Annotated in this window: 14 protein-coding genes; 10 read left to right on the forward strand and 4 right to left on the reverse strand. The window is 25.4% G+C overall.

Annotated elements, in window-relative coordinates:
• Positions 1-163 precede the first annotated feature (163 nt).
• Positions 164-475 (forward strand): hypothetical protein, encoded by a 312-nt coding sequence (locus ACRC8M_RS07525; RefSeq protein ID WP_438528572.1) that lies wholly within the window; start codon positions 164-166, stop codon positions 473-475.
• A 2-nt stretch (positions 476-477) separates the two neighbouring features.
• Complete coding sequence (locus ACRC8M_RS07530) at positions 478-681, forward strand: hypothetical protein (protein WP_438528573.1); 204 nt, start codon at positions 478-480, stop codon at positions 679-681.
• Positions 682-707: 26 nt separating this feature from the next.
• On the opposite strand, the gene ACRC8M_RS07535 is transcribed toward ACRC8M_RS07530, so the two are convergent.
• Positions 708-2,525 carry a hypothetical protein gene (locus ACRC8M_RS07535; RefSeq protein WP_438528574.1) on the reverse strand — a complete coding sequence of 606 codons (1,818 nt, stop codon included), beginning with the start codon at positions 2,523-2,525 and terminating at the stop codon, positions 708-710.
• Between the two features lie 958 nt (positions 2,526-3,483).
• Between ACRC8M_RS07535 and ACRC8M_RS07540 the strand changes: the two genes are divergently transcribed.
• The 6 genes from ACRC8M_RS07540 to ACRC8M_RS07565 all read left to right on the forward strand — a co-directional run bounded on the left by ACRC8M_RS07540 (position 3,484) and on the right by ACRC8M_RS07565 (position 9,184).
• Positions 3,484-4,524 carry a replication initiation protein gene (locus ACRC8M_RS07540; protein ID WP_438528575.1) on the forward strand — a complete coding sequence of 347 codons (1,041 nt, stop codon included), beginning with the start codon at positions 3,484-3,486 and terminating at the stop codon, positions 4,522-4,524.
• Positions 4,525-4,526: 2 nt separating this feature from the next.
• On the forward strand, positions 4,527-5,225 hold the full coding sequence (locus ACRC8M_RS07545) for a ParA family protein (protein ID WP_438528576.1): 699 nt from the start codon (positions 4,527-4,529) through the stop codon (positions 5,223-5,225).
• 46 nt (positions 5,226-5,271) lie between these two features.
• On the forward strand, positions 5,272-5,931 hold the full coding sequence (locus tag ACRC8M_RS07550; protein ID WP_438528577.1) for a hypothetical protein: 660 nt from the start codon (positions 5,272-5,274) through the stop codon (positions 5,929-5,931).
• Positions 5,932-6,022: 91 nt separating this feature from the next.
• On the forward strand, positions 6,023-7,468 hold the full coding sequence (locus ACRC8M_RS07555; protein ID WP_438528578.1) for a DUF262 domain-containing protein: 1,446 nt from the start codon (positions 6,023-6,025) through the stop codon (positions 7,466-7,468).
• Positions 7,461-8,402: a hypothetical protein gene (locus ACRC8M_RS07560; RefSeq protein ID WP_438528579.1), complete on the forward strand. Its 942-nt coding sequence runs from the start codon at positions 7,461-7,463 to the stop codon at positions 8,400-8,402. Before ACRC8M_RS07555 ends, ACRC8M_RS07560 begins: the two co-directional genes overlap by 8 nt.
• Positions 8,403-8,413: 11 nt before the next feature.
• The gene (locus ACRC8M_RS07565; RefSeq protein ID WP_438528580.1) at positions 8,414-9,184 is read left to right on the forward strand and encodes a hypothetical protein; all 771 of its coding nucleotides are present in this window, start codon (positions 8,414-8,416) and stop codon (positions 9,182-9,184) included.
• Positions 9,185-9,216: 32 nt separating this feature from the next.
• Here ACRC8M_RS07565 and ACRC8M_RS07570 read toward each other — a convergent pair whose 3' ends face one another.
• The 3 genes from ACRC8M_RS07570 to ACRC8M_RS07580 all read right to left on the reverse strand — a co-directional run bounded on the left by ACRC8M_RS07570 (position 9,217) and on the right by ACRC8M_RS07580 (position 10,825).
• The gene (locus ACRC8M_RS07570) at positions 9,217-9,483 is read right to left on the reverse strand and encodes a hypothetical protein (protein ID WP_438528581.1); all 267 of its coding nucleotides are present in this window, start codon (positions 9,481-9,483) and stop codon (positions 9,217-9,219) included.
• Positions 9,484-9,622: 139 nt separating this feature from the next.
• Positions 9,623-9,907 carry a hypothetical protein gene (locus ACRC8M_RS07575; RefSeq protein ID WP_438528582.1) on the reverse strand — a complete coding sequence of 95 codons (285 nt, stop codon included), beginning with the start codon at positions 9,905-9,907 and terminating at the stop codon, positions 9,623-9,625.
• Positions 9,908-9,949: 42 nt separating this feature from the next.
• Complete coding sequence (locus ACRC8M_RS07580; protein WP_438528583.1) at positions 9,950-10,825, reverse strand: ParB/RepB/Spo0J family partition protein; 876 nt, start codon at positions 10,823-10,825, stop codon at positions 9,950-9,952.
• A gap of 774 nt (positions 10,826-11,599) precedes the next feature.
• On the opposite strand from ACRC8M_RS07580, the gene ACRC8M_RS07585 reads away from it, so the two are divergent.
• A complete protein-coding gene (locus ACRC8M_RS07585; RefSeq protein ID WP_438528584.1) occupies positions 11,600-13,876 on the forward strand; it encodes a DUF4268 domain-containing protein in 2,277 nt (758 codons plus the stop codon).
• 6 nt (positions 13,877-13,882) lie between these two features.
• Entirely contained in the window at positions 13,883-15,259 is a 1,377-nt protein-coding gene (locus ACRC8M_RS07590; protein ID WP_438528585.1) for an LlaJI family restriction endonuclease, read from the forward strand.
• Positions 15,260-15,638 lie beyond the last annotated feature (379 nt).

The following is a 15,638-nucleotide window of genomic DNA, read 5'->3' on the forward strand; positions in this document are numbered from 1 at the left end:
ATTTGATTCAGATTGTACTACTTCTTTAGAATTTTTAAGAGAGCTAAATATAGATTAAAGTATTGAAAATAAAGGGGTCATAGATGGTCAGGAAAATCCTTAGCGTTGTTATTCCGCGTTTTCCTGACGGGACCCCTAAATAAAAAAATGGAGGTCGATGTTTATGTCCATGACAATTGTTGGAGCAAAAATAGCACTAGAAGGAGTTATTGCTAAAACGGAAAAAAGTATTGAAAGAGAGGTAGCTTATCTTAAAGAACTTGCTGATGATAGGGCTGCTTTAACTCACATTGAACAACTGCAAGAGGATGGAGAACCTTTTCCAAGTGATAATCCATATGGAAGTTACTCTGAGTGGAAAGATGGAATTGAAAAAGAGATCAAAATATCTCAAAACTCTTTAGATAGAATTGAGATAGAAAAGGCTGAGCTGATGGCTTTTAACTACTTTATGGAAAATGCTCCTGAGGAATAGTCATGTGGGCAAATAGCACAAAAGTGTATAAACTGATCTATGCAATTTTTAATCTACTTGGTACGCTTTTGGCGGTAAACAACACTCATACACTTTATAGTAATTCAAGTAAACCAAAACCAAGAGAAGAGATGACATATCCTAAACCTAGGATAATTAATCACTCTGAAATAGAATTTGTAAGTAATAAAAGAGAGAAACAGTAGTTTCTCTCTTTTTCATGGTTGAATAATTATTTTAATTTTTTTACAATTACTTCATTTATCTCTTCCAAAGTTATATTTTTAGAGATAATCTTAGCTCCTAATTCTAATAAAGTTTCTTTTTTAATCTCTTTTATCCGCTTTTCTGAAAGGCTAAAAATATCTCTATAAAGCTCAACATTTCTAGTTATATAGCTAGTATAATAGTTTATATCATCTATTAAAGTTAAATCCACATCTTTTTCCTTTGGAGTCTCTTCAACAACTGTTTTTGGTTTCTCACTTTTTAGAAGATTATTTTTTAAAATATATTCAGCTATCAATCTATTCTTAGCAGCATTAAAGGCTAATTTTTGAATTTTAGTTTCTTGGCCACACTCTTCTATGTATGCCCTGTAAACTTTTTCTTGGAGTATATCTTTTTCCTCAGATGACAGAGCTGAAAAATATTCTAACTCTCTTTCATAATTTTTTGGTGTCTCATCTTTATTTAAAAACTCCTCTGAAATGTCTAAAACATCTTTTTTAGGCGTTTGTATTACAATAGCCTCATCTTCACACCAATTGTTCTCCAAAGCTTTAATAAAGTACGCTCTGACCTTTTCAACTTTATTTTTTTTCATGTATATAGCAACTGCCTCAACTTTGGAGTACCCGTATTGGATAATCGCATCTTTTATAGTTTTAGGCATTGTCTTTAATGTTCTTGCTTTACTTGGCATAAGTCCTAAAATTTTATCAATCATCTCTTGAGTAACAACTACTGTAGATTGTATAGGAGTACTCTTTTCAACAATTTCAGCATCCTCTATCATCTCATGCTCTGTGTCACTAACTGTTGTTTCTGTTAATAGTTTTCTGAAATCATTTCTATCTTCAAAAAATCTTTGTTGTTTATCCTCTTTAGACTTTTCATGAAAGAAGATTTCAATCTCTGATTTTTCCCAAGTCGATTCTTTTATTATTTTAAAATCCTTTATCAAATTTTTATTTTTAAGTTCACTAAAAGATCTTTTTAAGGTTTTCATGGTTTGGCTTAAATGTTGCTTGTCAAATTTTAAGGGGATTCTTTTAATTAAAAATATAGTGTCTATTTTTAATTCTGTCTTTTCAAATCTAAGTTTTTCTATAAGCATATAAATTGTTCTAGCTGTACTTGTAGATATCTCTAAAAGTATTCTTGAATTATATACCATATATCCCTTTTGAATAATGTTGCTATAGAAATGATCCGTTATACTTATTTTATAAACCTCTCTTATTCTCTTATCATCAAAAACTTTTCTATATTTTTCATTTTGTTTTAAAGATAAAGTGATTATTTCTAAAGTTAAAATAGGGGTACTTACCTCTTTGTTTATAGTTCCTTTAAGTTCAGAAGAATACATTGTATTTTTGAATTTGTAGTTAGTCTCAGATAATCTCAGCAAAGAACTTTTAATAGCATCTGCATATCTTCCTGTATTTAACTTCAATTTATCTCTTAAATTTGCTCCAGAAATTACAAATTGTTTCGGCATACCTTTTTCTTTCATAATTTGCATCAGTGCAATAAATACTTTTTCCTCCATCTCTCCAGGAATATAATTACCTGCTGTTGGGGTAACTGTTATATAAGTGTCACGATTACTATTGAAAAAATATTTAACAACTTGATTTACTTTACGTTTTGTATTCTTGGAAAAAATTGGAAGTTGAATCAAATTCATTTCCATTCTTATTAACTCTTTATTTTTAACAAATGATTCTTCCACATAGAAATTTTCCTCTATATACTCTGTTTCTGGAGTATCTATGGTTTCTTGCCACCAAACATCATTAGTTTTTTTCACTAAATTTTTTTTCACTTTAATCCCCCTAAAAATTTAAAATAGAAGTTGTCTTTTTTTTAACTATTACTGGGGACTAGTTTGCAAAAAAAAGCTGTTTTTACCCTAAACAACAACCCAATAGTAGTTATTTCCCCTATTTTAACCTGTTTTTTTACAAAAAGTCAACTCTTTTTTAGAAGTAACCCCCAGTAATAGTCAAGAAGGTCCCCAGTAATAGTCAAAGTAGTCCCCAGTAATAGTCAAAGTAGTCCCCAGTAATAGTCAAAGTAGTCCCCAGTAATAGTCATTGAAAAAAAGCTATATAACCTCAATAAAATCAATGGTCGAAATGGTGTTTTTTGACGTTTTTTTTTGTACATAACAATATAACAATATTTACAATATAAACAACTATATACAATGTAAAAATTTAAATAAATTCAATATAAAAATAACATTTATTAATTTTTATAAAAAATGTATCAAAAACACATTTTTTATTAGATATTTATGTAATGTAAATACACTTTTTTAATAATAACAATATTAAATATATATTTTAGAATTTAGTATAAAAAAAGAAATAATATTTTTATTAAAATTATAACTAACAAAAATATAAATTTACATATAGTATAAAAATTTTTATTAAAAAATAACCAAATAAATTTATTACTCCATTTTTAATAAGATATTTTATAGGTGTAAGTTTAGGGAAAATGTATTTTATTATTATTTATATTATATAATTATATTACGTAGTCTTAAAACCTTTAATTAAAGATAGTTTTCAAACTTTAAAGTGTATATTTAGGGAGCTCATAGTGTAAGTTTAGGGAACTCAGGTGTAACTTTGGGGAGATTTGAGTGTGTATTTAGGGAATTTAAAGTGTAAGTTTAGGGAAAAGGTGTATATTAAAAGTGTTTTTTACACTTTACAAATGCACTTTTATTAAAGTATAATGTATTAATAATAAAAAATGAGGAGGAATTTATGGAAGAATTGACTCTAAGAAATGAGTTAACAGCCTTTATAAATGACTATAATGAAGCAGAATTAGCTTTGTTCTTAATTCTATGTAGACAGATACAAAATAATGAATTAGATAATGTTGATGAGAAAGCATTTTTTCAAATAAAATATTCAAACCTATTTTTAGGTAAAAATTACACTTCAAAAGAATTAGAATCTTTAATTGAAAACTTTTATAAAAAGAGCATAAAAACAACGTTAGTAGATGATTTAATTTCAACTAAAGGTGTACGTTTGGGGAAAAAAGGAGATATTATAGACAATGTTCCTTTTTATTCAATTCTTCCTAATTCAGAGGAAAGAGTTTTTAATTGCTTTGTTAATCCATTTTTAATATCTTTTATTAAAGAGATTATAGGGAATTTTACAATATTAGATATTGAAAAAGTATTTAGAATAAATGGTAAATATGCAAGAAAACTTTATTTATTAATAGTTAGATATAAAAATAAAGCTGATAATTATAAAATTGCTAATCCCGAAGAAATATTTCAGATAGATTTTTTAAAAGAAATAGTAGGATATGATAAAACAAAACCTAATAAAGAATTTTTGAGACTTTTAAAAAAAATAACAGGAGATATCCAAGAATTTATTCCAGGATTAAATTATGATACATTAAGAAGTGGAAGAAGTATTTCAAATATTAAATTTACTTGGAATTTAGAGAAAAAAATTAAAAGTAATGAGCATATAGAAAAAATTATAATTATAAAAGAAAATAATAAAAAAAATATTAATAAAAAATTAGAAAAAACTTTAGAATATTTAGAAACTGAAAGAAATATAAATTCTCAAATTTTGAGTGAAAATACTGAAATTGAAGGATTATACAATTTATTTCAAAATCTCTCTGATGAGATAAAAAAAAGTGTTATAGAAAGAGCAAAAGAATTTTATCAAGCAGAAATAAAAGTAGAAAAATTAAATCAAACACAATTAAGAGCATTTGAATTATCTAAAAAATCTATTATATTAAAGATTATGAGGGGTGAAATTTAAAAGTGGGAAAAGTAATCACAATAAAAAATAATAAAGGTGGTGTTGGAAAAACTTTTATTACAACACAATTAGCTGCTGGCCTAGCTTATGGTGATAAAAAAGTGTTAATATTAACATCAGATCCACAAAATAATGTATTTAATTTCTTATTTAAAGGAGATAAAACTTTTAAAAAAGGTCTTAAAGCTGAAGTTTTAAAAAAAGATGGAGAATATTTTAGACTAAGAACTAATTTATATTTTTTACCCCTGGAAGATGTTAAGTTCTCAAATCAATTTTTAAAGGAAATTGTTAAATTTATTGAGAGAATTAAAGATGAATTTGATTATATTCTTATAGATAGTATTCCTACACTAAAAATAGATGAAATATTTTTAGAATTATCAGATGATATTATAATTCCATCATATGCTGATGAATTGACAACAGAAAGTATTTTAGAGCTTTTAAAAACTATAGATGTAACTAAAGTTAAAGCAATAGTAACAAATAGATATAAATCATCCTCATCAGTTCATAAAACTAACTATACAGAATTAAAAAATGATTTGGATGGAACTCCAATATTATTTACTGAACCAATTGAAAGCTTAACTTTTATAGAGTTAATGATTCAAAATAGAAAAACTATTTGGGAATATAATAACGCAGCAGCAAAAAAAGTTCAAAATATATTTTTAGAAATATTAAAAGTAATTTAAAAGCAAGGGACAAGTTGTCCCTAGCTTTTTTTAAGGAGGGAAATTAGTGAGTAAAGTTAGATTAGAGATTAAAAATATGATTCAAAATTCAATTGATAAGACGAATGGAAAGAAAGAAGAACAGAATTATAAAATAGATTCAATTGTAAATTTAGATTTAATTAGAAATTTAACAGATGATAAAGAGATTACAGATATGTTAATATCTAAAACAACATCTTTAATTAATTTACAAATAAAAAATGCTATTTCACTTGGTGAGATTTTTACATCTGTTTTTGATAAATTATCTAAATCTGGAAGTAAGTATGATGGATTATATGAAAAATGGTTACAATTAAATGGAGTAAATAAAAAAACAGCTCTAAGATATAGAAAAAGATACGAATTATATTCTCTTGTAAATAATAAAGAATCTATAGCTATAATGCCACAAAAATATATAGATATGCTTTATTCTGAAGAAGACAGGTCAGAATATATAAATATTATAAATAGTGGAGCAACTTATGAAGAAGTTATGAATCGATTAAAAGATAAAACAATAGTTTCTGAAAGAATAGAATATACAGATATAGTAGATTTTGATTTTAGAAATTACAATACACTTTTTATAGATATTGATAAAAAAGTTGAGGGATTAAAAGAAAAAGAAAAAAAAGAACTTCAAAAATATTTGATGAAAATACAAGAAATTTTGGGGTAAGAGAAAAATAAAATTTTGGAGTTAAAGTTTATAATGAAATAAACTTAAAAAATATTATAGAAAAGTATTTAAGATCTGAAAGGAGAAAATAATGAAAGAAAAGATTTTGGATTGGATAAAAGAGAATAATATTGAATTTAGAAAAGAAAATGATAAATATTATATATTATTAGGAGGAAAAGATCATATTGAAATTGAAAATGATAGATTCAAAATATTAATTAAAACAGATGAATGGGAATGGATTTTTGGTAGAAAAAGAGTAATAAAATATACAGAAAATGATTATAACAAATTAATTTCATATATAGCTGAAATATTAGAAGAAAATAAAGTTTATAATTATGTAGATACAGGTGTTTATGTAAGAGAAATAACAAGTCAAGTTTCATTTTCAAGTTTAATGTCTCAATTGGAAAAAGGTTATTTTGTAATTCCTAAAAGTCAAAGAAATTATGTTTGGTCTAGAGAGAAAATAGAAAATTTAGCAATTTCATTAATAAGAGGTATGCCAATTCCACCTCTATATGCATATAGAAATGATAATAATCAACTTGCTATTTTAGATGGACAACAAAGATTAATGAGTCTCTATTTATACAGCAAAGGAATGTATATCGATATCGAAGGTGATTCAAAAAATGAAGATGAAAAAAATAAAACAAAAAATTTAAAAAATATTCTTCAAGAAAAAAAAATAGGAAGCTCAGAAGAAATTTTAATTGATAAATTAGCAAAAGAATTTAAATTGAAAGAAACTAGTTATAAATTAAGAACAATTGGAAAAAAAATAGAAGATATAAATTATTTAACTTTAGCTCCAGAAATCAAAGCACTAGTAGATTTTAGACCAATCACAATTATAGAAATTTTAGTTCAAAATACAGAGAATAAAGAAGAGGTTTATTATAATATATTTGGAAATTTGAATCAAGGTGGAGAACCATTAAAAAATCAAGAATTAAGAGATGGAATATATCGTTCAAATTTCTACGACATGCTACATGATATTAATGATAGGAATAATGAGACTTGGAGAAATATATATGGAGCAAAACATAATAGAGGAAGAGATATAGAACTACTATTAAGGTTTATTGCAACAGAGTATATGTTTAATTTTGTAGATGGTAAATTTAGTCTAGAAAAGCATAGGAAAAAATTAGAAAATGGTGAGGAAATAAAAATAAATACATTTCAAAATTCTTATCCAAAATTATTAAATGATTTTTCAAAAATTTCAATGTCATTTGAAGATGAAGAAGTTAAAAAATACGAAAATAAAATTTTAGCATTTTTTGATAAAATTAAATATAAGAAAAAAATAGATAATTTATTACTAGAAAGTTTGTATATAGTTGACTCAAAAATACAAGATAAATATACAATAACATCAGAATTGATAAAAAAAATAGAAAATAATGATGATTATAAAGATTGTATAGGAGCTGGTTCTTCTTCAAAATCAAAAGTAGAACGTAGATTAAATAAAGTTTATGAAATAGTAAAAGAGTATATAGGGGCAAATAATGAGTAATTATGATAAAAAAATAAACAAAGGGAAAAAACAAATAATATCTTCAAAAGAAGATATTGTAATTATAGGAGATAATTCTATTGGAAAAACAGATATAATTTATGAATATATAAAAAGTAGTGATAAAAAAATACATTTTATAGATGCACATAATAAAAAATTTAATGTTGATAATATAAAAATAGAAAAAATAAAGGAAGATACTATTCCAACATTAGAAAATGTTTTGGAAAAAAGACTCGAAAGAACTGTATTTAATTTATCTGATAGTTTTTCTCAAACAATTTTAGAAATAGAACAAGTTTATAGTTTTTTTAAAGATGATCTTCTTAGGTTAATTCAAAAATATTTAGATAAAAAAATTGAATTAAAACTTGAAGTAATAGGAAAATCTCCAGGTGGAAGACCTAAAATGGAAATATATATAGATGATGAAAAACATAAAAATTTATCAAATGGATACCAAGCTATAATTAGACTATTTTTAGAAATAATCTATGCAAATTATTGGAAAGCTGAAGAGATAATAATTGATGAAGTTAATGAGTTTCTTTCTCCTAAAAATGAGGAGAATATTTTTCCATTTTTAAAAGAAAACTTTCCTGAATTAAGATTTATAATGACAACACATTCTCCTGAATTTATCTCCAGTGTTTCAGAGGGAATTTTATTAATATTAGATGAAGATTTTGTAGAAATACAAGATTTAAGCGAATTTGAAACACCTAATGATGTAAGAAAAATATACTTAAATTTATTTAATGATAAAAAAACAAGTTCAGAAAAAAATGCAGAGCGAATTATAAGGGAATTTTTAATAAAAAGAAAAAATGGAACTTTGACTGAAGAAGACTATAAAGAATGTAGAGGAATTGATAAAACTAAATTAAATCCAGCGTTATCAAAAATATTAGATAAACTATTAAAAGATTGATAGGGGAAAAAATGAGTGAAAATTTACTTTTACCTAATTTTACTAATACAAAGTTTAAAGAAGGTGTAAAATATGGATATAGCAGAGGAAATGGGAGAGAAAATTTAAAGAAATTATTATTAGAAATATCAAAAGATTATTGTATGTATTGTTATAAAAAACTTAAAGTAGATGGTCGTTTAAGTGATGCAGAGTTAGAGCATACAATAGAAAAAGAATTCAATAAAAAATTAGCTGAATGTCATCATAATATAGCAATAGCATGCGGTGAATGTAATGGTTCTAGTAAAAAAAAAGAACAGGCTAAAAGAAAAATATCAATAAAATATTTAAGATGTGATAAAGAAAAATGTAAAAATAAAAAATGTAAGAAATATGAGGAGGCAATCGAAAAATATATTCAGAAAATGAAAACAGATAATCTTGAAAAAATTATTTTACAGCCATATGGAATAAAAGATTACAGAATTATTTATGACTTAACTTCTTTAGAGTTTGAACCTCAAGATAATATTAATCATGAATTTGAAGATATTGAATATATAGATAGCCATATTTCAAAATTTAAATTAAATGATCCAGATAAAAAGACAAAAGTTATAGTAGAAATATTAGAAGAAATTTTACATTATGAAAAGTTACCTCTAAAAACAAAAAAATATGAAAATTTAGTTGGAAATATATTTGTAGAATATTTATATAATAAAAATATGTCTAAAGAAGAGTTAGTGGAATATTGTGAAGATAAGTACACAGAATTTATAATTAAATTTGAAACTTAAAAGAGGAAGAATCAAAAAGGATTCTTCCTCTTTTATTTAAAAAACTCTAAAAATTGATCTCCTAAATCGGTGGTTTGTTTTCCTTTTGCGCCATCACTGGTCATGGTTGTATTCAATGAATTAGAACTCAAAAGCCCATCTAGATATAGCTTATTATTAATTAAAGATATTAAATTTTCTTTGGCTTTAAAATTTGGATATTCATCATAAAACAATTTCATTGGAGATCCCATATACAAATTACTATTTTTAACAGAGGAAAATTTTAGAGGGTTTGAAAAGAAATCTAAAATAATCATATGTAAATCAGTATACTCTTCTATTAAATTTAAAAAAATAAGCCTAGTAGTTTCATCAAAATCTATATTAATAGAATTAATTAAAGCATTAGCCAAGTAAAGTTTTGGGTCTAATTAAATATTTGTGTAAACCTTCAAGTTAAGGTAATATTAAATTATCTAACTTGAATCTTGTTTTTATTGCCAGTTCCGTTGCTTTTAGAATATAAGTTGTAAATTTATCATTATTTCCAATATCTTCTAAGGAGATTTCCAAGCTAGATAATTTATTTTCAATCATGTTTTTCCATTCTTTTTGTCTAGTTTCTATTTTATTATTTTTTACAGAATCCCATACAGATGTAATGAGAGTACCTCCAACAGGAATAGTGCTCAAATAAGTTTTTGCTCCAATTTCAATAACTTGAATTAAATTATTATTCATATATTCACCTAATATAACGAAGAGTTAAAATCTTCATTTAATTTATTTTTTTAATAATTCTTTAAAGAAAATTTTAATTTTCAAATGGTGTTCTTCTGTTAAATCTTCTTTGATTTTAAGAATAGTTACTTTGTTATTTTTTTTTATTTCAAAAATATCATTTTTATGATTTAGATTATCTTCTAAATTTTTTAAAATTATATCTAATTCCTCTTTAAATTTTGAAGAATAAGTAAAAAGAAGAGAGTGCGCTTCATTTTCAGGATACAATACTAATAATTTTATTAAAATTTTATTTAAAACATTAGCTTTAACAGGTCCAACATCTTCTAGGATTTTATCTTTAATTAATGGATGAAAGTCAATGGCTTTTTTTATTATATGAAATTTGGTTTTACCGATATTAAATTGTTTTAGACATTCGTCAACTTTAATACCTTTTGTATTGGATAATTTATTAAACATATAGCTAAGTTCTAGAATTGATAAATCTTTTCGTTGAGTATTTTCATCTATAGATATATGTTGTAATATTTTTAAAGGAGTTTCTTTTTTTAAAATAATAGCTTTTTGATAAAAAATTTTATTTATTTCCTCTTTATAAAGCTCTTTTAAAGCTAAAAATCTTCTCCAGCCACTAATAATAATATAGTTATTTTTACTTTGTTCTAAAAGGTAAATTGGATTTATTAAACCTATTGTTTTAATAGATTCTAAAAGATTTTGAGAAGCTTCCCTTCCAATGATTGTATTGTCATCATCAAGTCTATTAACAAAAACTTTATTAGAATAAGAGATGTTGTCAATAAGATTGGACGTAATGTTTTCATAATATAAAATTGTTTTTAAGTTTGTCGCTCCAAAGGTAAAATTTTTTCTAATGCTTTGTTGTGTAGAAAAATTAGTATTTAAATTCACTGTATCCCCCTAGTTATTTTTAGTAATTCTTTAAAAATAGAAAAATAAAATTTTGATTTAAATAAAATTTGGGTTATCATCAAAAAATACTTTTCAAAAGTGCTCAACTAAAAAAATTAAATAACAAGTCAAAATAATATTAATACTAGAGTATACCTTATTTTAAATAAAAATCAAGGATCTAAAAAGTCTATGAAAAATACTAATTGTTTAAGATTATTTAGGACTTAAAATTTTTCTAAAGATTTTATCTTTTAAGTGGTTATCTTTTGTTGAAAGTTTTTTTTAATTTAGAGAGTATTCTGATTATTGTAATTTACAAAAAGTTCGCGACGCGGACTTTTTTTGTATGGCGGAGATTGTAGTTGGAGGAGAGAGGAATTTATTTCCGCCTAAACTTTTAAAAAGTTATGATAGATGATATGCCATTCATAGTTACGAGATTATGTGGCTGTGGCCGTGGGCACGAGGTCCTAAGACCGAGTAGAGACCCATCCCCCAAGAGGCGACTAAAATAAAACGGTACCTTAACTGGGGATGCCAGCGAAAGATGTTTTTTTGAAAAATTACCAGGACCGGCCTGTGCTAAAAAAACATCTGGAGCGACGCCGGCGGGGGATGGGCCCCGGCCACAAAGCGAGGCCGCCGTAAACAACGGACTAGCTAAGGCGAGCCGAGCTGCCTTCTTAATCTAGCAATAAATATATTTTATCTTTAAATTTATTTTTTATTTATGTATAATTGGGATATAAACAAGTTTTTCTGGAGGCAAAAATGAAATTTGAAGATTATTTAGACCAAACATCTAAATCAGAAAATTTGAAACCAACTTATTTATCATCAATAGAAAAATTTTATTCTTTTTTAAATAATAATGAATTTTATCCTGATGGAGGAGAAAAAGAAAAAGTTGAATTAATATTATCTGAACAAATAAATTGGAAGTATGATATTAAAACAAAAAGAATATATGATTATAAGAAGTATTTACAAAAAGAATATCCATATCTTTTAAAAAGAAATATAGAAGAATTATCAATTAATGAATTAAAAATTTTAAAAGAAAAAATTTTAGTAAAAGGAGATCAATTATTATATGCAATAAATATGGCTTATGGGCCAAGAGGTTTATCTGCTGCTATTCAAAAAATTATAGATTGGAAAAATAATGGATTAACAAATTTAAAAATATTACAGCTTGAATTTTGGGATGAATTAAGAAAAATATATTTAGATTATAAAATATTAAAACGTCATGAAAATGGAGTAGATATTAAATTTGAAGAAGATCATTATCATATTTATATAGTACATTCAGATAGTAAAAAATTAATAACAATTAAACTTTATATTAAAGATGAAAAAAATTTGTTCGAATTTTATAAAGAAAAAAGAATAACTATAGAAAAACAAATTGGTGGAATTTTAGAATGGAATTTTGGAAAAGGAAAACCGAGTACAATTTGTAAAACATTTAATTTTGATATTCATAATAAACAAATTTGGCCTGAAATGTTAAAAACATTATCAAACGAAATAAGAAAGTTTATAGAAATATTCAAAAAAAATAAAAAAGAAATTAATGTAGAAAAGAATTCTAAAAAGGGGGAAAAAATGGAATATCAAAGAATTGTATACGGTGCACCTGGAACTGGAAAAAGTTATATGTTAAAAAAAGAAAGCGAAGAGACATTTAAGGATATTATCATAGAACAAACTATTATAGATTCAGATGCAAATGATAATACAATTGATAGACAATATTGGTTAGTTGGAGCTTTTTGGGGAGCTGAAAATAAGTTAGATGAATTTATAAAAAATGGTTATTGGCAAAATGGTTGGGAGGATAAATTTTTAAATAAAGTAAAAGAGATTAAATCTGGGGATTATATTGGAATTAAGACTTTAAATAGACATACAAATGAAACAGTAGTTAGAGCTCTTGGAATAGTTATAAAAAACTATAATGATGGAAGTAAAATTGATGTTAATTGGCTTATAAAAGAAGAGAAAGCTTACTCGAATAGAAGATACAGTGCAACAATTCATAAAATAACTGGAACTAGAATTGATATGTTCGCCCCACTAGTAGATTTGGAAAAAAATAATGGTAAACAGATTAAAATTATAGAGGAAATTATAAATCCAATTGAAAGAGTTACATTTTATGATGGCTATACATATGGACAATTTGTAGGAACATATAAACCAGTTCCTAGTGAAAATAATTCAGAAAATATTATATATAAATATGTTCCAGGACCATTAATGACAACTTTAGTTAAAGCTCTTCAAAATCTAGACCATAATTTTCTTTTAATAATTGAAGAGATAAATAGAGCTAAAGCTGATAGAGTTTTTGGAAATATATTTCAGCTTTTAGATAGAAATGAAACTGGTCAAAGTCAATATCCTATAACTATATCAACAGAAGTGGAAAAATATTTAAAAGAACAATTTGAAGATGAAAGTCAATATCAAGAGTATTTTGGAAAAGGATTATCATTACCAAGTAATTTATATATTTGGTCAACCATGAATAATGCGGATCAAGGAGTTTACCCTCTTGATACAGCTTTTAAAAGAAGATGGAATTTTGAATATATAGGGCTTAATGATAATGTGGATAAATTTGGAGATGAAACAATAGAATATCTTATTGATTTAGAGTTTTATGCAGATGAGAAAAATATTAAAAGAATTCCTAAGTCTGCTTCTTGGAATGACTTTAGAGAAAAATTAAATATTTTTTTACTAGAAAATGGAATAAATGAAGATAGATTAATTGCTCCATTTTTTATAAATCCATTACAGTTTACACAAGATGCAGGAGAGAATGAGGATTCATATTGGATAGATGAGTCGCCATATCTTAATAAACTTTTAATGTATATATTTGATGATGTTTTAAAGCATAAAATAAGTGTTAGAAGAAAATTATTTACAGAAGATATATTAAGTTTTTCTCAATTAGTAAAAAAATATAAAACAGGAAAATGCATCTATTCAGACGAATTTTTAGCTAGCTTAGATATACAAGAATGGGAATAGATTGCTATGAAAATATTATATTTTAAAGAGTTAAAAAAATATGCTTTAGATGAATGTTTCCGATTTGAAAATAGTGAGATATTAAATAAGCTAATGGAAAGTAATATAGTTGTCAGAGATAATCAAAGTATAAGTTTTAGATTTGTAGGAATGATTGCTTTAACAGATTGTATAGTTATAGTTTTTCCAAAATATAAAGAAGATCCTTATGAAAGGGTTAAAGAAAAGCAAGATGAATATGCAAAATATATAAAAAATATTTTTAAAGTATTTGAAAAATATGCAAGTAAAAAAAATAAAAAAAACGAAGATAAAAAAACTGACAGCTCATTATTGAAAAAAGATTGTGACGAAGAAGAAGAATATTTAAATTTGTTTTCATTATATAAAAGTTTAATTGATGATTTTATTGAATATGGATTATATGAAAATGAAAGACATGTACATACAATTTGTGGTATGGAAGAGATTGATTGGGATAAAACAATAGATGAGTTAGACAATCATTTCAATACTCTAAAAAATCCAATTTATCTAAATTATTATACTCATGATATTGAAGAAGAACAAGAGAACTATATTAGAAGTATCCAAAAAAAATTATTAACAGATGCAGCCTCATATTTTGAAGAGTTTAGAAAATTTGGATTGGATGGTTTTCAATTTGATTTTCATTTTGATGGAGATTTAATAGGAGATGAAGAGCACCAGATTTATAAGATAGATTTAGAATTAAGAGAAAGCTTTTCTGAAAGAAAAATAAATCTTTTAAAACTAATGAAAAGTATTTTAAAAGAAAAAGTACACAGTATTTACGAAGATATTAATATCTATGGAACTAAATCTTATCATTCAATTTGGGAAAGTGTTTGTCAAAATGTTTTAGGGCACAATTCTACTCTTAGAGAAAAAATTCCTAAGCCTATTTGGAAATCTGTTGATAATGGAGAAGATAATTACAGGAGTTCTTTTATTCCAGATATTGTATTTGAAGAAAATGATAATCTACATATATATGATGCTAAATATTATGAAACAGAATTTGATGAAAAAGGAAAACTAAAAAATAGTGCTCCTGGTATAGGAGATATAAGTAAACAATTTTTATATGAAGAATCATATAGAGCATACTATAAAAAAGTAGGTATTGAAAAAAGTAGATATTATAATGCTTTTTTATTTCCAACAGAAGAAACACAACATAGTTATATAGGAGAAGTTTCTTTTGAAATTTTCCAAGGGAAAAAAATTGAGTTATTTAAATTATCTACAGAAAAAATGTATGAAAATTATTTAAAAGATTTAAAATTGAGGAAAGAGATTAATGATATTAGAAAAAATATATTTTGTATGTGGAGATGTAGAGCAAGAAAAAATTTATAAAAAATATCAGCATAGTATGTAAAGAAGTATAATTTTTTATTCAAGAAACCCCGCCTGCTGTGTAGGCCGATATTCGGCGGGGACAAGCCAGCGATGAGGCACATATCTCCAGTGAGGGATAGGGATGTCAGTCGCTGGCTTTTTTCTTTCATAAAAAATGTGTGGGCTTGGGCCACCCCCGCCGCTCTTCCCCCCAAGCCCCCCTTCCGGCATCCCCCGTCAAGGTACTCCCTTTTTGGGGGGACCGCTCTTGGGGGTGGCCAATGCCTTTCCCTCATTTTGCTCCCTCTGGGATAGAATCAGGCTTTTTTTCGCTGAGATTGTACAAGAGAAAGCAAATCTCAGCAAAGCCCTCATGAGCAAGAGGCAGCAACTTCGC

The sequence above is a fragment of the Cetobacterium sp. genome (genome assembly GCF_051653945.1).
Taxonomy (GTDB): domain Bacteria; phylum Fusobacteriota; class Fusobacteriia; order Fusobacteriales; family Fusobacteriaceae; genus Cetobacterium_A.

Coding starts and splice junctions, on each gene's coding strand:
- ACRC8M_RS07525 (WP_438528572.1), top strand. CDS start 164: ATGTCCATGACAATTGTTGGAGCAAAAATAGCACTAGAAGGAGTTATT.
- ACRC8M_RS07530 (WP_438528573.1), top strand. CDS start 478: ATGTGGGCAAATAGCACAAAAGTGTATAAACTGATCTATGCAATTTTT.
- ACRC8M_RS07540 (WP_438528575.1), top strand. CDS start 3,484: ATGGAAGAATTGACTCTAAGAAATGAGTTAACAGCCTTTATAAATGAC.
- ACRC8M_RS07555 (WP_438528578.1), top strand. CDS start 6,023: ATGAAAGAAAAGATTTTGGATTGGATAAAAGAGAATAATATTGAATTT.
- ACRC8M_RS07560 (WP_438528579.1), top strand. CDS start 7,461: ATGAGTAATTATGATAAAAAAATAAACAAAGGGAAAAAACAAATAATA.
- ACRC8M_RS07565 (WP_438528580.1), top strand. CDS start 8,414: ATGAGTGAAAATTTACTTTTACCTAATTTTACTAATACAAAGTTTAAA.
- ACRC8M_RS07570 (WP_438528581.1), bottom strand. CDS start 9,483: ATGATTATTTTAGATTTCTTTTCAAACCCTCTAAAATTTTCCTCTGTT.
- ACRC8M_RS07575 (WP_438528582.1), bottom strand. CDS start 9,907: ATGAATAATAATTTAATTCAAGTTATTGAAATTGGAGCAAAAACTTAT.
- ACRC8M_RS07585 (WP_438528584.1), top strand. CDS start 11,600: ATGAAATTTGAAGATTATTTAGACCAAACATCTAAATCAGAAAATTTG.
- ACRC8M_RS07590 (WP_438528585.1), top strand. CDS start 13,883: ATGAAAATATTATATTTTAAAGAGTTAAAAAAATATGCTTTAGATGAA.